This is a genomic window from Paraburkholderia sp. RL17-347-BIC-D, assembly GCF_046027915.1.
In the GTDB taxonomy this organism is placed as follows: Bacteria; Pseudomonadota; Gammaproteobacteria; order Burkholderiales; family Burkholderiaceae; genus Paraburkholderia.
In genome coordinates this window covers 154,371-171,498 of record NZ_JARESS010000012.1, presented here as the reverse complement: position 1 = coordinate 171,498, position 17,128 = coordinate 154,371, and the positions used below count along the sequence as shown (strand labels likewise).

Genomic DNA, 17,128 nt, shown 5'->3' with positions numbered 1-17,128 from the left:
GTTTCCTTTGCATGTGAGGCTCAGCGCGAGCCTCGACCATCGTTCAATGCGGGCGCATGGACTCCGCAAGCGCATGCAGATTGAGCGGCTTCACGCGAATCACGCCACCGCGCGGACTGTCGATGTCGGCGATCATGAGCGCCCACGCCGCATAAGGAATGCGGTTCCACCACGTGGCTGGCGTATTGCCCTGCGTGTCGAGCACATCGTTCATTCCCGCGATGGCGAGCGCGACCATCGGCGTGGGCTGCGCGGCGGTCGACTGCTTCACAGTAGACCACATCGCGTCGTCCTCGATTTTTGTGAAGCGCCGCAGAAGCGCCGCGCCGATCCGCGCCGGCAGCCACAGCAACGCGAAGGACACGATGAAACGAGCGGCGGGTGATCGAGACTAGTTTGCATGGTTAGCGTTTTTCTCGGTGCGGGTGTTGCTCACCACACGGGCGCGCGTCTATACCGTTTCCCGCGCGCCGAACTCCTTGCGATACGCACCCGGACTCGTCAATGCGATGCGCCGGAAATGCCGCCGCAATGATTCTTCGGAACCGAATCCCGCCAGTTCCGCGACGCGCGCCATCGGCAGCGGCGCCTGCGCTTCGAGCAGCTCGCGCGCGATGGCCACGCGCTCGCGCACGAGCCACTCATAAGGCGCCATGCCGGTGGCATCGTGAAACTGCCGCTGCAGTGTGCGCGGGCTCATCGCCGCCCGCTCGGCGAGCGAGCGCAACGTGTGCGGCAAAGCGGGATGACTGCGCACCCAGTCCATCAGTTTGGACAGACGACCGCTGTCGTCCTGCGGCATGGGGCGCGGCACGAACTGCGCCTGGCCGCCCTCGCGATGCGGCGGCACCACGAGCCGCTGCGCGACCCGGTTCGCCACCGCGCTGCCGTGATCGCGCCGCACCAGATGCAGCAGCATGTCGAGCCCGGCCGCCGAACCTGCCGAGGTGATGATCTGCCCTTCGTCGACATAGAGCGCGTCCGGCTGCACGCGCAATTGCGGATAGCGCTGCTGCAATTTTTCGGCATAGCGCCAGTGCGTCGTGACGGTCTTGCCGTCGAGCACGCCCGCCGCCGCGAGCACGAACACGCCCGAGCAGATCGAACAGAGGCGCGCGCCGCGCGCGTAGGCGGCGCGGATTTTCTTCAGGAGCGGTTCGGGCGGCACTTCGTCGGCATCGCGCCAGCCGGGAATGACGATGGTGTCGGCGCGCTCCAGCAACTTGAGCGTATAAGGCGCGGCAAGCGTGATGCCGCCCGCCGCCCGGATCGGGCCCGGCTCGCTTGCGCAGACCGCGAAGCGATACCAGTCCACGCCGAGCTCAGGACGCTCGAGCGCGAACAGTTCGGTCACGCAGCCGAATTCGAAGGTGCAGAGCCGATCGTAGGCGAGCGCGACGACGAGATGATTGTGCATGGCGTGATGTTACCGGAGATTGACGATTCCGCCACTTATCCCGCGTGGCGCGCAACGCCACAATGAAGGCGTCCGAATCGCGATCGCCAGGCAACTACACACCCACCGCTCCTACCGGAACCTCACTTCACCATGCCGACCTTGAACGCAGTTACCGCCATTCCCGCCGCCGACAGCCCCGCCGCGCAAGCCCACTTCCAGGACTCGCTGCGGTTCGAAACCGATTGCGCCGACGTCCACGACACGCTCGCGAGCGGCGCGCCCGGCTTCGTGCTGCTCGACGTGCGCGGCCCTGCGCTGTTCGCGCAGGGTCACGTGCCGGGCGCGCTCAATCTGCCGCACGGCAAGATTGTGGCGTCGAAGCTCGCCGGCTATCCGCAGAAGACGCTCTTCGTCACGTACTGCGCGGGTCCGCATTGCAACGGCGCCGCGCGCGGCGCACTGCGTCTCGCCGAGTTGGGGCGGCCCGTCAAGCTGATGAGCGGCGGCATCACCGGCTGGCTCGACGAAGGCTTCGCCCTCGCACAAGCGGCGCGCGCCGGCGAGACGGCCGACGCCAATGGCTAACATATTGAAAATCAATTAAATAAAAGCCCCGAACTGTCGATAACATGTTCAGCCGCTTCCCTCCTGGCGGTTGGACTGAACATGCAGAGCTCATACAACCTTTGGCTGGTCACCATCTCATTCGTCGTGGCGACGCTCGCGTCGTACACGGCGCTCGATCTGACCGGCCGCATTTTCCTGCTGGCATCGGCGCGGCTGCGGCACGTCTGGCGGCTGGGCGGCGCCGCGGCGCTCGGCGTCGGCATCTGGTCGATGCACTTCATCGCGATGCTCGCCTTTTCGCTGCCGATTCCGCTCGGCTACGACTTCGCGACGACCGCCGCGTCGCTCGGCCTCGCGATCGGCGCCTCCTATCTGGCCCTGTACGTCACGACGCGTGTGCGGCTCACCGCCGGCCGCCTGCTGGCGGGCGGCGTGGTGATGGGCTTCGGCATTGCCGGCATGCACTACACCGGCATGGCAGCGATGCAGATGGCGCCGGGCATCCACTATCGGCCGGCGTGGTTTGCGGCATCGCTCGCGATCGCGATCGGCGCGTCGACCGCCGCGCTGTGGATGGCCCGCGCGCTCAGCAACGACGACGCGCGCCACGTGGTGCGCAAGCGTCTGGCCGCGGCGCTGGTGATGGGCGTTGCGATCACCGGCATGCATTACGCCGCCATGGCCGCCGCGGAGTTTCCGCTCGGCGCCGTCTGCGGCGCGGCCAAAGGCGTGAACGCCACGTGGCTCGCGACCTCGGTGATCCTGCTTACCTTTGCCATTCTGATCGTCACGCTGATGCTGTCGCGTTTCGATGCGCGCACAGCCTTTCTGGTCGGCGCGGTGTCGAAGCTGAACGGCCAGATCGTGCGGCTCGCCACGCTCGACACGCTGACCGGATTGCCGAACCGAAGCACGCTGACCGACCGCATCGAACGCGCGATCCTCAGCGCGCGCCGGCAACGCACGCTGTTCGCCATCCTCTTCATGGACCTCGACGGCTTCAAGACCATCAACGATTCGCTCGGCCACTCGGCCGGCGACCAGGTCCTGACCGCGTTCGCGCAGCGCCTGCTGCTGTGCGTGCGCTCGAGCGACACCGTGGCGCGGCTGGGCGGCGACGAATTCGTGGTGTTGTCCGAAAACCTCGGCTCGCGCGAAGACGCCGGCGCGCTCGCTGAAGGCGTGCTCGAGCGCATGCGCCTCGGCGTGTGGACCGACTCGCAACCGCTGCAGGTGATGCCGAGCATCGGCATCGCCCTCTATCCGCACGACGGCGACACCGTCGAAACGCTGTTGAAGCACGCCGACGCCGCCATGTACGAGGCTAAGCGCGCGGGCCGCAGCACCTATCGCTTCTTCGAACGCAGCATGAACGAAGCCGCCACGCGCACGCTGCAGATTCAGAACGCGTTGCACGACGCGCTCGCCGCCGGTCATTTTTCGCTGCACTTCCAGCCGAAGTTTCATGGCAGCGGCAACTCGCTGGCCGGCGCCGAAGCGCTGATCCGTCTGCATCATCCGCAACTCGGCACGTTGACGCCGCTCGAGTTCATTCCGATCGCCGAGCGCTCGGGGCAGATCGTGCAGATCGGCTATTGGGTCGTGCGCGAAACCTGCCGGCAGATTCGCCAATGGGTCTCGCAAGGCCTGCCGTCGATGAAAGTGGCGATCAACCTGTCGCCGCGCCAGTTGCTGCAGCCGAACCTGGTGGCGAGCATGCTCGAGATCGTCGAGGCCGAAGGCGTGGCCTGCGAGCAGATCATGTTCGAGATCACCGAAACCGTGGCCATGCAGGACGCGCCCAAAACCATCGAAATGATTCGCGAATTCCAGGCGAGCGGCTTCGAGATCGCGATCGACGACTTCGGCACCGGCTATTCGAGCCTCGCCTATCTGCAGCGTTTTCGCGTCAAGCAACTGAAGATCGACCGCTTCTTCACCAACGGCCTCGACGCGCACGGCCCGGAAGGCAGCGCGATCGTGTCGGCGATCATCGCGCTCGCGCACTCGCTGGAAATGGACGTGGTGGCCGAGGGCGTCGAAACCGAATCGCAACTCGACATGCTCAAGACGATGATGTGCGATGAGATGCAGGGGTTCCTGCTGGGCAAGCCGCTCAGCGCCGACGACTTCGGCAACCTGCTGCGGGAAAGAATGGTGGCCGCGTGAGCCTGACTATCGTCTGAAGCGCGCGGCGCGGCACGGCCATGCGGCCGGCCGCACCGCGGCCGGCGCTGGATCTCGTTTCCACTATGGGCGTTTGAATGGGACCGCTCGCCTTCTCAGGCGCCATGCTTGACAATCCCGCATCGAGCGCCTGGACCTTCAGCCGGCTACATCGACGAATCGATGCGCCCATAGACACCCGTCGTCGCCGTCGGACCTGCCGCGAAAAACAGCGTGTTGGAAGGCTGGTTGTCGGCGTTGTTGCCGAACGCCAGGCCCCAGAGCCCTGGCTGCGTCACCTTCGAACCATCGGCCTGTGTGAGCGGCCCTTTCGAGTCGCCAGTCGCAGGATCGAACGCATTGATGGTGCCGTCGCCGAAGTTGCCGATCAGCAGATCGTTGCTGAACGCGCCGAAATTGGCGGGCGCCATGGCGATCCCCCACGGCGAATTGAGCGGCCCGTTTGAGGCGATGCGCTTGAGCAGGTGGCCGGCGGTATCGAACGCATCCACCACGCCGTTGCCCGCACCGCTTTGATCTCTGTGACCATCGGGCCCGAGCTTCGCATACGCCACATAAATCGTAGTGCCGACGGCCTGGATGCCGAACGGATTAAAACCCGCAGGTACGTTCGGGTCGCTGAAGGCGCCGGCAACCGTGACCTTCGTGAAAGTCTTGTCGAACATATCGACTTTGCCGTTATGGAAATCGGCGGCGTACAGCATGCTTGCGCCGGCGTTGCTGGCAATCGCAAGGCCTGTGTATTCGGCTGCGCCCGCGCCGTCATCGTGAACGGTGACAGCCTGCGTCGGCAGCACCTTGGGCGACCAGGCCGCGATCGTGCCGGCGAGGGTGGCAAAAATGAATGCCGCGTTGCCGGTTGCGCCATTCGCCGTGACGGCGAAGTCCGTGGTGCCGTTGAAAACGATACCGGTCGGACTCGCGGGTTGACCGCTTGCGGCCGGCGGTAGCGTGACGACGAGCGACTGCACCACGCCATTACCGTCATACAGCGACGACTTCTGTGTATTGTTATCCGATACCCAGACCGGGGTGGTCGGACCGAACGCAATGCCCCAGGCGTTTTGCAGATTGGGGTCGACGTGCGGCGCGGCGACGCTGCCGTCGGACACGAGAATGGTCGACTTGAATGTACCGGCGGTCGGCGTGGGCATATTGTTGTCTGAATTGCCGCCGCACGCAGCAAGTGCGAGCGTGGCCGCTCCAGCAAGCGAGAAAACAGTTGCAAGCTTATGCATGTCACCTCCTGATCTTTGGATGATTTGCCTATAGTCCCCGCGCGGCATAACCATTGGCGACGCGCGTCGACCCGTTTCTGTTCTGAACGAGCGCACCAACCCGCGAGCGGCGTGGATGGCATCCTTGCCCCTCGACCTTCGCGTCGGCGGTTCGTCGTCATTGCGCATTGAACGATCAAGCACGCGTGTTTATTCCGTGCGATCCGTATTTGAGCTACCTGAGGTTCGCATTGCGAGGCGGCGGTGCGTACGGACGTTGATATTCACTCGCGGCGCTCAGATGGCAATTGACTTTCAACGGCAATTACAAATCACCTTCACGCCATGGCGCGTGGCATCCTGCACGATCTGCGACGGCGAATAGAAAACCATCGGCTGACTGTTGAGCATTGCGAAGGGAAACGCGACGAATGAAACGCTACTCGGACCGGCACAGTCACGTTGATGAAGTGGTAACGGGACTGGGCAAATATCGGCGGTTGCTCGGTCATGTATTGCGACTACCCGGTGCAGAAGATCCGCTTCGATGTGCCCTCGCGCGAATCGCTTTCGGCTTGCATACGCGCCCATTGTTGTGGAATGTTAGATATACGAAACTCACACGCATGTGACGGGAGTTCGCGTGATGCAGACTGTGACAGGCTACTATCGGGGAATCGTGCATCCGCGGCGAGTGGGAGCTGAACCTGAGTCGGACGATCCGCACGAAACTGAACAGGAATTCGCGCGTGAGGATCGGGCACGAGATGCAGCGCTCGCTCTTGCCAGCAAGTTGCTTAAAGAGCATAAGTTATGAATTACCGCCTCGCCTCTGCGAACCTCGATATCCGGCGAAGCGTCGAACACGGCGATGGAGACAGCTATGTGGACTTGCCGAAACTGCAATGCGCGGTTCGCCGTCGATGAGGTCGAGCCCCAAATCGATGAGGAAGGATTTTTTTTCATTTGTCTTGGCTGCGACTACCGGAACAAGCTCGCGGACATAGGTCGAGACCCGGCAGGACGCCCGCAACTGGTCCAGCGCGACGACGAGTAGCGCGCCCTTTCGGAGACGGCCACGAAGTTCGACGATAGAGAGTTCCGCGTCGACGCGTCGCCTCCCGATGCGCGCATCGAAGAGGACTGCACCTGCGGTTACTGCTGCGGCGTATTTGCGCGCACTCCCCGGTGCGGCCGGCGCGACAATTCTGGATGTTCCTGAACGCGGGGCAGCACTGATTCACCTGCGCCGGGGAGCCGGCTTACACATAGTTCCTTCATGCTAGGATTTCTCAAAGACTCCGAGAGAAACCTTCATGGCCAGCCACAATTACTCGTACCACGAGGTCAACTACAGCGTTTATGTGACCCAACAGAAGGACGGCAGGTGGGACTGGGCATACACGTTGACCAAACCGCCCATCTATTGGAAAAACCCGGAGACGCCTGCGGGAACGCCAGAGCAGGCAATCGAACAGGCTCGCGTCGACGCGGAGCGCCGCATCGACGCGATGAAATAGGCCGTCGAAAATGGCCCGTACCGTCGGGCATGGCTTCAATCCGGCCGCTTGCGCGGCTCGTATCGTGTTGTCGATTCGTCGACGTCGGGGAGGCGTGTCGCGCCGCACTCATAAGGAGAGCGGCGACGTCCGTCCGGGAATCATTCAGCGGAGCCGATGTCGATCGGACGTCCTTTGCATGACGTTGCTCACGGATGCGGGCGTGCAGCCCGCGTCGGGCGTTACCGCTTCGCGCCAGCCGACGCCTGCTCGGTGGTGCGTCGGGCAGCCTTCGAGGCCGCGGCCGTCGCAGCCTCAAAGTTGCTTTCGGCGAGTTGTACCGCTTGCTGGCCTGTTTTCTGCAACGTTTCGATCAGCGTGCTGGTGGTAGCAATCGCCGACTTCCACGCGGCGATGGCGGCCTCGGAGCCCGCCGGTGCATTCCTGGCGGCGTCCTCGACGAGCGCCTGCACGCGGCCGTTGTACGCCTCATGCGATGTCTGCGCAATGCGCAGACATTCGGCCTGCGTAGCCGAGACGATCTCGAGCACGTGACTACTGTACGATTGCGCTTTTTCCGCCATCGGCGTGGCGATGGCGGCCTGCAGCGCGAACCACTCCTGCGGCCCGTTGGCGGAAAGCGCTTTTACCGCGATCTCCCGGGTTTCCGCCAGGCTCGACCTGATCGCTGTCAGATGCAGCGCTGCCAGCTTCCCGGTACCCTCGACAAACTGACTGGTCAGGCTGAAGAGAACGCCGAGGTTGGCTCGCTGGGCCGCAGCGACTTGTTCAGGTGTCAACAGATTCATCATGAAGCTCCTGAATGGCGATCCGACACAGGTTCCACGGACGGGCAGGCAGGATCGCGTGAATAGATCGACAAAAGTGTGGGCGTCGCACCGGTTTTTCTGCACAGGCTCAAACGCACGCCACCGCTTCTGTCCAGGCGGTACGACAGGTGCGGCAGTCGTTCAACTGATCCGGGCGACGGCCTGAAGAATGGAATCCCCATCGCAGGTGATGGAAAAACGCTCTCCTCCGGAAGCAAGTTTTTCCAGCGCGACGAGTTGGTGCTCCACCAGGGCGTCCAACTCCGCGCGATCCAGTCCGGCTGGATCGGAGGTGTCCTTGACGAGCATCAAGGTCGCAAATTCATGGGGGCTCAGCATATGCGTCTCCGAGGTGAGCAGGATCAAAGGCGCCGGACGGGATGAACGACCACTGTCACGCAGACGGCGTGAGCCGCATTCGGCAAATCAAACAGTTTCAGGTGCGAGTCTGCCTGGTGGCTACGCGTACGCCGCCACCCCCGAATTCTCATCTTAGTAAGTTTTTTTACTTTTTGTCAGATGATTGTGCGTCAGCGCGCAAATCAGCTCCGGGCCGTCAATGGCTCTTCGGAGGAGAGGCGCTCAGACGCGGGGCGCGTCGGTCAAGCTGAATAGGTCATCACCGCCTTAGCCCGAGCCGACTGGATTTCGTATCACGCACGCATCGCGCAGTCATTTCGGGCGGCTTCTAGAGGTGTCTTCGCCATACGGCACGAACTGCAACGGTTTGAAGTTCTGCGGATGGAGTGGCAGCCGGTCCGGCTATGGCGGTCACTCCATCGGCGGAGGTTCCATCGGTCCAGCAAACAGTGCGCGGTCGAAGAACGAATCGTCCAGTTCCAATATTTCATCGTCGCCCAGAAGGATCACGACTAACTGCTGTGAACCGTTCCCGGGCACTTCCGCGACTTCCGCGATGGTCTGCTTCGGCGTTCGGTCGTCCGTAAATCGCACCCAATAGTAGCCCGGCACTACGGGTCGCGCGTCCATCCACTCCATAACCAATACCCCCTTGATTTGGCGAAATCGATCGCTGCCGCATCGCCGATTTTATCGCTGCGGCCTGGACGGCGTTTCACGTCAGTATGAAACTGGACCGCTGCGTCGGGCGAATCCCTGAGTCCCACCGCGTGGCCAACCCGTACCGACGATCATGCTGCTCATCGAGCAAATTATGTTACCGCGTCGGCATCGCCGAACAGATGACGTTCTCGTCACCCTTGGGGTCAGTCATATCCGTTTCCAGCAGTTCGAATTCACCTTCTGGTCGCCAGGAAAGCCTGGCGTTCATCAGGTTCGATCAGTTGCATCTTCCGCCCTTCCGTCTGTTCGACACCGATATTCGTGCTCCCCTTCACGACGTCGCCATAATCCCAGAACGTGACGCAGTGCCCGAGTCCGTCGCAGTTGCGCCTGGGGTTGTGAAAACCGAATGTCGTGTGCTTATCTGGGTCCGATCCGGTCGCAGTCGGGAACCACCAGCGTACAGCTTTCGTGCACGCGCTCGATGAAAAGATGTCCGGACAGTTTTGTCATAGCTCCCGCCACGCTTCATGACCCGTCGCAATTTGCATTGGTGCGCGCATCGCCATGAGCGGTCGAAACCGCCTGCAGGTGCCGCAAAAAGACGCTAAGCCACGCTTGAGATATGTCCCATCTGCGCAAGACCCCTGCGCTGAACCATGTCATCGCGTGACGTTGTCCCGCCTGGGGCTTGTTTCCAAGGTGCCCTATCAGCAGCAATTGCGCAAATCGCCGAGCTCGTATCTGTGCCAACAGCAATGTCTGCTCGCTGGACGGGCCGATGCGAATGGACGGATCAGTCCATACGCAGACCGATAGTTGAGGCTCGCTGGCCACAACAGGGCTACACTCAAAATGGGATAAATTCCGGAGCAATACCATGACCGACGCTACCCCTCAAAGCACATTTCGAGGTCTTCCCCTGACGCCGGAGCAGGACGCAGAAGTCAGGCACTACATAAAGAAGAAAGAGCAGCATGGCGCACCGTGGAACACGCCGGAATTGGCGGCCATGCTTCGAGACATGCTGGAGCCCCCGAGCGACGACGACGGAGGACTCGGTTCCGCCGTCGACGAAACGAAGGCGGCCACAGAACGCGCGACAGCTTCGATCGACGAGACCATGGAACCCATTGAAGCCAGCGAAGAGCGACATGCCGCGATGGAAAACGAGGGTATGAGGGGACCGAAGCGTTGAATCCCAGAGAGCGCACTCGCGACCAGCACAACAAAGCAATCAGGCTCACGATGCCCGACGACCGCACGGGACCATGGCTGGTCGGCCACAACCTCCCAGTTAGATGGGACGTTCGCTGGCTTTCCATCTAATGAACCTCGGTCGTGGATCTGCGAGGCTCGCGTCGTGCCACCCTTTTCGTGGAACTGTGCGAAAGCGCAAAGAGCCGTGCAGCAAGCCACACCCGGCATGATTGCGGACCTTATACCCGCGGCGCCGTTTCGAGGTATGTCCTATCTGCGACAGGAGGGGATCGTGAAGCGCGATATGAATCTGGCATTCGCAATACTGAAGACTCTCGAGGAAAACAAATCCCCGCACCTCAGCGAATTTGACATTGAAAGCGCGCTCAAGGATGCGTTCGATGTTTCAAACCGGGGTGTGTGGTATCAGTTGAGCCTGCTTGCCGACGCAAATCTCGTCCGCTCGACGGGTAGCGACTGGCGGCTAAGCTGGGATGGTCACGAGTTTTTGAAGTCGGCGGTCCCGAAAACCTTCAAAGACACCTGAAGGGTGAAATATGCGCCGAAAACATCCCCTGCTTTCGTGAAGACAACTCGATAGCCGGGGCATCGCACAGGAGGCGTCGAACGCAATAGCAATTGCCGAAGCGCGTTCCATTCCACGACTTGATGACGACCGCGCCCGAACGTCGAGCCAGCCGGCTTTGTACAGTCGCATGTGCGGATATTCCTGGTCTGAGGGGAACATGGACCGGTTACAGCATGCGATGCTTGAATATCACGAGCGCAGCAAGCACCGCGTCAGCGGCTATGCCCCTGGCCCCGGGAAACTCGACTGGGCAACCCAACCGGATCCGTTCCGGGTGTTTCACGGCGCACCGCGCATTGGTCTGCCGTTGGCCGCGGATAGCCTCACCACACACTACAACGAACTACGCTGCGGCGCTTTGCCGCCCGCGCGCAGATTCGATCTTGCCAGTCTGGCAATTCTGTTCGAAGTTTCGCTTGGCCTGTCGGCGTGGAAATCGTACGACACCCAGCGGTGGGCACTGCGCTGCAACCCTTCGAGCGGAAATCTGCATCCGACCGAGGGCTATCTTCTGTGTCCGACGCTGCCCGGCTTGTCCGCGGGGATCTACCATTACCAGAGCCGTGACCACTCCCTTGAATGTCGCGCTGCCGTGGATGACGAACGATGGACCGAGGCGTTCCCGCCAGGTGGCGTCCTGGTCGGCATAAGCTCGATTTTCTGGCGCGAGGCGTGGAAGTACGGCATGCGCGCCTGGCGCTACTGCCAGCACGATTGCGGCCATGTCATCGCCGCGATGAGTTACGCAGCGGCAGCGCTTGGCTGGCAGACGCGGCTGATTGAGGCGGCTGCGGACGACGCAGTGGCCAACCTGCTTGGATTGAACCGCGGAGAAGATTTCGGGCAGGCAGAGGCAGAAGCGCCGGATGCCTTGCTCTGGATCGGCAACCCTGAATTGCGGCCTGATCTTGAGCGCATGCTGATCGTCCTGGATAACGCGCAGTGGCACGGACACGCGAATCAGCTGAGTCCGGGACATGTGAAGTGGCCGGATATCGATTCGATCCATCGCGCCACTCATAAGCCCAATACTCGCGAGGCGACCTTGCCGAATCCGGAAGAGCACCCGTCACCCACGTCGCCCGCCCTTGATCGCAGCTTTGCCAGGATCGCACGGCAGCGCCGCAGCGCGGTGAATTTCGACGGTACGACGCGCATCGCCGAGGCGGCGTTTTTCAGCATGCTGGCGTGCCTGTTGCCACGTCATGACACGCCGCCGTGGAATGCGCTGATGTCTCCCGCAGCAGTGCATGCAGCGCTAATGGTGCATCGCGTGGGCGAGCTGGAGCCGGGTCTGTATATGTTCGTGAGAAATCCGGGCGCGCTGCCGGATCTCAAGCGGTCCCTACGTCCAGAGTGGCTGTGGCAAAAGACCGGCCCTGATCATCTGCCGCTCTATCTTCTGTTGCCTTACGATTTGCGCGCGACGGCAAAGTTGATCTGCTGTCACCAGGATATCGGCGCCGATTCCTGCTTTGCGTTGGGGATGATCGCGGAATTCGGAACCGCGTTGAAGCAGCCGTGGCGTTATCGCCATCTGTTCTGGGAATGCGGCATTCTTGGCCAGGCGCTCTATCTCGAAGCCGAAGCCGCCGGCGTGCGCGCGACAGGGATTGGCTGCTTCTTCGACGATGAAATGCACGCACTGCTCGGCGTAGCGGATCACACCTGGCAAAGCCTGTATCACTTCACCGTCGGCGGTGCGGTAGACGATCAGCGCCTGTCCACATGTCCACCGTATGAGGTTCAACCTTGAAGCGAGAGCCTCACGTCGCGATCGTGGCGAGGCGGTATTCCCCACGAGCGCCCGGCGATTGAACGTCACACATAGTCTTCGTTTTCCTTATCGATGCGCGGCGAGATCGTCGGGCCCGGCGAATTTCCCTGGCCACGCGGCGCGCAGGGTCGTCCTCACGTTTGCTGCCGTCGAGGACGCCGACCCCGATCTGCCGGTCCATGAAGTTGACGTCCGCGCTGGTCCGGGCCGCCACCTCGTCGCCGTCGCGGCCACCGCCCATGTTGATGTGGGCCTTCATGATGTGGGCGGGCGCCGCTCGACCCATCGTCCTCGATGCCGGCCAGAAATCCCGGTGCGTCGACCGGGAAAACGACCGGAATATTGAATGAATCGCCTCACTCAAACCGATACTTCGGTCTCCTGCGACTCGCTCCGCTCCCGTTCAGCCAGCGCTTCGAGCCGCTCGATCAGCGCACCGCTGGCGCGCGTCATCGGCATGCGCAGTTCGTCGCGTATCAGGCCTTGCGCGGCCAGCAAGGCCTTGACGGGGGCGGGATTCGGTTCGGCGAACAGCGCCTGGATCAGTGGCGCGAGCGAATGGAAAATGCGCCGGCCTTCGGCGAGCCGCCCCGCCGCGAGCGCGCGATACATCTCGACGAAGCGCTCGGGCCGCACATGCGCGGACGCCGCGATCGCCCCGCTGCCGCCGAGACACAAGGTATTGAAGATATTGATGTCCTCGCCGGTGAGCACCTGCAAGCGGCCGTCGCGAATCAGCGCGAGCGTGGTGTCGAGCGAACCGGCGCAATCCTTCACCGCCTGAATCCGCGGATGCGCCGCGAGCGTGAGCAGCGTGTCGAGTTCGAGCCGCACGCCGGTTCGATACGGAATGTCGTACAGGACGACCGGCTTCTCGCTGGCATCGGCAAGTGCCATGAAATGGCCGAGGATCCCCGCCTGCGAAGGCCGGATGTAATACGGCGCGGCCATCAGCACGCCGGCAACCGGCAGCGCGTTCAATTGCTCGATGCGCTCGCGCATGCTCGCCGTGTGATTGCCCGACACGCCGGCCAGCACCGGCAACGCTCGCCCATCCTGCGCGAGATGGGCGGCGGCCTGCGCTTCGTCGAGAATCGTCGCCAGCACGGCGTCCTGTTCGGCGGCGTCGAGCGCGGCGGGTTCGCCGGTCGTGCCGAGCGCGACCAGCCCGGCGATGCCCGCGCCGGTATAGCGGCGCACCAGCGCGCGCAAGGCGGCGTGATCGACGGCGCCGTCGGCGAATGGCGTGATGAGCGGAACCCAGATACCCGAAAAAATAGACATGTCTTTACCTCGATGACGACCGTATCGATTCCGTCAGGCAGTGCGAGGGAGGAAAGACAGGAAAGTGCCCAGGCGGGCGTTGACCGGCTGTTCCGTCGCACATCTGACGGAACAGCGAGCTCCGGTCAGATGAGCGGCTGTTTTTTGGCTTTGGCGCCGGCGTTCGAACCCCACGCGCGTGCGACGGCGACGCTCGCGTGAGCGAGACGTGCGGAAGTCGACGGGCGGAGTCTGAGCGTTGGGCCGGAATGCATGAGACGCAGTGTAACCGCGACCGGCGCGGCTTGGCAAAGTCCATCGCGAAATTGCTTGACTTCTGCCGCAGGAAAACTAATATACGCACCGCGTACATCAGCCCGCCATCCCCTCTTCAGACAGGTGCCCCATGAGCGTCCCGCAACAAGCCTTCCTACGCGATGCGATGCGTCGCCTGAACATGACGCGCGACACGTTCGCGAGCCGCATCGGCGTGTCGCGCCGGGCGCTCGATACATGGCTCCTGCCGGACGACTCGCAGGAATCGCGGGCCATGCCGGAGATCGTCGAGCGCTTCGTGTCGGAAATCGTGGTGAACGGCGAGCCGGGCGATAAGTATACGCAAAGCGTAGACTCACAGTCGCTCGCCAGCCAGATGCTGTTTGAGGGCAAGCCGCAGTTGCTCTCGGTGGATCAATTCTCGCGCGACTCGGTGGAGGCGCTGTTTCGCGTGGCCGACATCATGCAGCCGATCGCCCGGCGCCGCAAAATCTCCCGTGTGCTGGAAGGCGCGGTGCTCGGCAATCTGTTCTTCGAAGCCAGCACGCGCACCCGCGTGAGCTTCGGCGCGGCGTTCTGCCGGCTGGGCGGATCGGTCTGCGACACCACCGGCTTCACGTTTTCGTCGATGGCCAAGGGCGAGTCGATCTACGACACCAGCCGCGTGATGAGCGGCTACGTGGACGCACTGGTGATCCGCCATCCGGAGCAAGGCTCGGTGGCCGAATTCGCGCGCGCCACCAACGTGCCGGTGATCAACGGCGGCGACGGCCCGGGCGAACACCCAAGCCAGGCGCTGCTCGATCTGTACACGATTCAGCGCGAGTTCTCGCGCCTCGGCAAGATCGTCGACGGCGCGCATATCGCGCTGGTCGGCGACCTCAAATACGGGCGCACCGTGCACTCGCTGGTCAAGCTGCTGGCGCTTTACCGCGGCATCAAGTTCACGCTGATCTCGCCGCCCATGCTCGAAATGCCGAGCTATATCATCGAGCAGATTTCGCGCAACGACCACGTGATCGAGCAGACCCACGATCTGACCGCCGGACTGCGCGGCGCCGACGTGGTGTACGCCACGCGCATCCAGAAAGAGCGCTTCACCGACGAATCGTTCGAAGGCTACACGCCGGATTTCCAGATCAATCAGGCGCTGGTGGATGGCGTGTGCGGCGCCGATACGCTGATCATGCACCCGCTGCCGCGCGACAGCCGGCCAGGCGCCAACGATCTTAGCGTGGACCTGAATCACGATTCACGGCTGGCGATTTTCCGGCAAACCGATAACGGCATTCCGGTGCGGATGGCGATTTTCGCGGTGCTGTTGGGCGTCGAGAAACTGGTCCAGCACTCCATGCGCGATGCGGCGTGGCGCCCGCCCGCCTATCTCGGCCCGGACGATGCGGTGTTTCACGGCATCGATTGATGGAAAAGTGGGCGGCTTGAAACCGCCCCGCTGCGCGCGGGCACAGCCTCAAGCTGCGGCGCTTGCCGCAGTAGTGGCCCCGTTGCGCTTGAACGTCCCGGCGAAAAACAGCACCTGATACTGCACCGCGTTGGCCCAGTACTTCCAGGTGTGGCCGCCGGGCCGCTCCGCGTAGTCGTGCGGCACGCCGAGTTCGACCAGCCGCTCGTGCAGCGTGCGGTTCGATTGCACCAGCGAGTCGTTCACCCCGCAGTCGATCGTGAGCGCGATATGCGCGTTGCCGAAACTGCGCGCATTCTCGACGATCGCCTCGTTGTTCCAGAAGTCGGCATGCCGCATCGGATCGCCGAATACCTGGTCGATGCCCGGCTCGTCCTCGCAGCCACGCGGATCCACAGCACCGCTGATGCTGCCCGCGGCGCCGAACTCGTCCGGCCGGTCCAGCGCGATATGCAAGGCGCCGAAGCCGCCCATGCTCAAGCCGGTAATGGCGCGCGCCTGACGCGTCGCGATCGTGCGGAAATGCGCGTCGACGTAACCCACCACCTCAGTGCCCACATAGGTTTCGTAGCGGCTGTGCGGATCGACCGGACTGTCGATGTACCAGCTTTCGTGGCCGCCATCGGGCATCACGAGTATCACGTGATAGCGGTCGGCCAGCTTGCCGATCTGCGAATTCGAGGTCCAGTCGGTGTAGTCGCCGCCCGAGCCGTGCAGCAGATAGACGACCGGAAAGCGGTCGTCCGCTTTGCCGCGCGCATATTGATCGGGCAGCACGACGGTCGCTTCGAGCGACTTATGCATGGCCGCGCTCGGAATGGTGACGACGCGCGACTGAAACGCCCAGGCGGGCGTCATAAAAAGCAGCGTCAGAATGAGCCAGAACGCACGAGCTTTATTCATGGTTTGTCGCTCTTCCCTTTCCAGGTGTCCACTGTCCGGCATACGGCGGCACAATTCTGTGGACGACTCTAGCAACGGCGACTTACAACCAAATTTCAGCGAAACATACGATCCCGTCAGCTTGGGGTCGCGACAAGAGGCGCGCCTCCTTGTATGAAGAACCTACTACGCGCGCCCCGTCAGGATCCTATTCGACGTGCGCACCGAACCCGACCTTTTCGGGCTCGATATCGGCCCGCAGCGTCAGTTCCGGAATCGTGTATGCGCCGCTGTTCTGCGGCCGGAACGGAATCGGCGCTGTGGTCCAAAGATCGTCGAGCCGTTGCCCGAGTGCATCACGCACCTCCGGATAGTTCGTTTCGTCGATGCGGCTCGTCTGGTAGATCACGAACGGCGGCAACACGTCGAAGCCGGGGTAATACAGAATGCCGTGCTGAATCGGGAACAGCACGTCGTCCATCGGACCGTTGATGCCGCGAGGACTGTAGTGTGATTCCCAACCACCCGTCGTGACCATCACCATCGCGCGCTTGCCGGCGAGTTTGCCCTCGCCGTAGCGCTCGCCCCAGCGCGCATCGGAATGCTCGCCGACGCCGTATGCAAAGCCGTACGCATACACACGCTCCACCCAGCCTTTCAGGATGGCCGGCATGGTGAACCACCAGAGCGGAAACTGCAGGATCACTGCATCCGCCCACATCAGCTTTTCCTGTTCGAGTTCGATGTCTTTGCTCTGCAGCCCGTTCTCGAACGCATGCTTCGAGTCGAGCGCCGGATCAAAGCGCTCGCCGGGTTGTTTCGCGAGGCTGTCGTGCGCATCGAGCGATGCTTTCCACTGCATTGCGTACAGGTCGGATACCTGAACGGTGTGTCCGGCATCTTCAAGACGTTTGACCGCAAAGTCCCTGAGCGCCCCATTCAACGACTTGGGTTCCGGGTGCGCATAAACAAGAAGAACGTTCATCACATGGCCTT

17 protein-coding genes are annotated in these 17,128 nt (G+C 62.5%); 7 read left to right on the top strand and 10 right to left on the bottom strand.

All coding sequences use genetic code 11. The features are described 5' to 3' along the window. Positions 1-43 precede the first annotated feature (43 nt). On the bottom strand, positions 44-364 hold the full coding sequence (locus tag P0D96_RS18675) for a hypothetical protein (RefSeq protein WP_408314725.1): 321 nt from the start codon (positions 362-364) through the stop codon (positions 44-46). An 87-nt stretch (positions 365-451) separates the two neighbouring features. After that, positions 452-1,417: a transcriptional regulator FtrA gene (ftrA, locus tag P0D96_RS18670; protein WP_408314723.1), complete on the bottom strand. Its 966-nt coding sequence runs from the start codon at positions 1,415-1,417 to the stop codon at positions 452-454. Positions 1,418-1,549: 132 nt separating this feature from the next. Between ftrA and P0D96_RS18665 the strand changes: the two genes are divergently transcribed. Together P0D96_RS18665 and P0D96_RS18660 are read left to right on the top strand one after the other, a co-directional pair. Beyond that, entirely contained in the window at positions 1,550-1,984 is a 435-nt protein-coding gene (locus tag P0D96_RS18665) for a rhodanese-like domain-containing protein (protein WP_408314721.1), read from the top strand. Between the two features lie 75 nt (positions 1,985-2,059). Beyond that, positions 2,060-4,135 carry a putative bifunctional diguanylate cyclase/phosphodiesterase gene (locus P0D96_RS18660; protein ID WP_408314795.1) on the top strand — a complete coding sequence of 692 codons (2,076 nt, stop codon included), beginning with the start codon at positions 2,060-2,062 and terminating at the stop codon, positions 4,133-4,135. A 164-nt stretch (positions 4,136-4,299) separates the two neighbouring features. On the opposite strand, the gene P0D96_RS18655 is transcribed toward P0D96_RS18660, so the two are convergent. Then, positions 4,300-5,391: a TIGR03118 family protein gene (locus P0D96_RS18655; RefSeq protein WP_408177079.1), complete on the bottom strand. Its 1,092-nt coding sequence runs from the start codon at positions 5,389-5,391 to the stop codon at positions 4,300-4,302. A 1,295-nt stretch (positions 5,392-6,686) separates the two neighbouring features. On the opposite strand from P0D96_RS18655, the gene P0D96_RS18650 reads away from it, so the two are divergent. Next, positions 6,687-6,890: a hypothetical protein gene (locus P0D96_RS18650; protein ID WP_408177077.1), complete on the top strand. Its 204-nt coding sequence runs from the start codon at positions 6,687-6,689 to the stop codon at positions 6,888-6,890. A gap of 221 nt (positions 6,891-7,111) precedes the next feature. Here P0D96_RS18650 and phaP read toward each other — a convergent pair whose 3' ends face one another. The 3 genes from phaP to P0D96_RS18635 form a co-directional block, all read right to left on the bottom strand. Further along, positions 7,112-7,678: a TIGR01841 family phasin gene (gene phaP, locus P0D96_RS18645; RefSeq protein ID WP_408314793.1), complete on the bottom strand. Its 567-nt coding sequence runs from the start codon at positions 7,676-7,678 to the stop codon at positions 7,112-7,114. Positions 7,679-7,840: 162 nt separating this feature from the next. After that, positions 7,841-8,038 carry a hypothetical protein gene (locus tag P0D96_RS18640; RefSeq protein ID WP_408177074.1) on the bottom strand — a complete coding sequence of 66 codons (198 nt, stop codon included), beginning with the start codon at positions 8,036-8,038 and terminating at the stop codon, positions 7,841-7,843. A 432-nt stretch (positions 8,039-8,470) separates the two neighbouring features. Next, positions 8,471-8,689 (bottom strand): hypothetical protein, encoded by a 219-nt coding sequence (locus P0D96_RS18635; protein WP_132382429.1) that lies wholly within the window; start codon positions 8,687-8,689, stop codon positions 8,471-8,473. A 913-nt stretch (positions 8,690-9,602) separates the two neighbouring features. Between P0D96_RS18635 and P0D96_RS18630 the strand changes: the two genes are divergently transcribed. The 3 genes from P0D96_RS18630 to P0D96_RS18620 all read left to right on the top strand — a co-directional run bounded on the left by P0D96_RS18630 (position 9,603) and on the right by P0D96_RS18620 (position 12,267). Further along, a complete protein-coding gene (locus P0D96_RS18630; protein ID WP_132382427.1) occupies positions 9,603-9,920 on the top strand; it encodes a hypothetical protein in 318 nt (105 codons plus the stop codon). Between the two features lie 294 nt (positions 9,921-10,214). After that, positions 10,215-10,469, top strand: a complete 255-nt coding sequence (locus tag P0D96_RS18625) for a hypothetical protein (protein ID WP_408177073.1) — start codon at positions 10,215-10,217, stop codon at positions 10,467-10,469. A gap of 199 nt (positions 10,470-10,668) precedes the next feature. Then, on the top strand, positions 10,669-12,267 hold the full coding sequence (locus tag P0D96_RS18620) for a SagB family peptide dehydrogenase (protein WP_408314719.1): 1,599 nt from the start codon (positions 10,669-10,671) through the stop codon (positions 12,265-12,267). A gap of 10 nt (positions 12,268-12,277) precedes the next feature. Here the strand turns inward: P0D96_RS18620 and P0D96_RS18615 are convergent, their stop codons facing one another. Further along, a complete protein-coding gene (locus P0D96_RS18615; protein WP_408177070.1) occupies positions 12,278-12,547 on the bottom strand; it encodes a hypothetical protein in 270 nt (89 codons plus the stop codon). A 101-nt stretch (positions 12,548-12,648) separates the two neighbouring features. Next, positions 12,649-13,572, bottom strand: coding sequence for a 4-hydroxy-tetrahydrodipicolinate synthase (gene dapA, locus P0D96_RS18610; RefSeq protein ID WP_408281766.1), 924 nt, complete (start codon positions 13,570-13,572; stop codon positions 12,649-12,651). Positions 13,573-13,957: 385 nt separating this feature from the next. On the opposite strand from dapA, the gene P0D96_RS18605 reads away from it, so the two are divergent. Beyond that, positions 13,958-15,250 carry an aspartate carbamoyltransferase gene (locus P0D96_RS18605; RefSeq protein WP_132382421.1) on the top strand — a complete coding sequence of 431 codons (1,293 nt, stop codon included), beginning with the start codon at positions 13,958-13,960 and terminating at the stop codon, positions 15,248-15,250. 48 nt (positions 15,251-15,298) lie between these two features. Here the strand turns inward: P0D96_RS18605 and P0D96_RS18600 are convergent, their stop codons facing one another. Both P0D96_RS18600 and P0D96_RS18595 read right to left on the bottom strand, forming a co-directional pair. Next, on the bottom strand, positions 15,299-16,153 hold the full coding sequence (locus tag P0D96_RS18600; protein WP_408177066.1) for an alpha/beta hydrolase: 855 nt from the start codon (positions 16,151-16,153) through the stop codon (positions 15,299-15,301). Between the two features lie 187 nt (positions 16,154-16,340). Then, positions 16,341-17,117, bottom strand: a complete 777-nt coding sequence (locus P0D96_RS18595; RefSeq protein ID WP_408314717.1) for an NAD(P)H-dependent oxidoreductase — start codon at positions 17,115-17,117, stop codon at positions 16,341-16,343. Between the last annotated feature and the right edge of the window lie 11 nt (positions 17,118-17,128).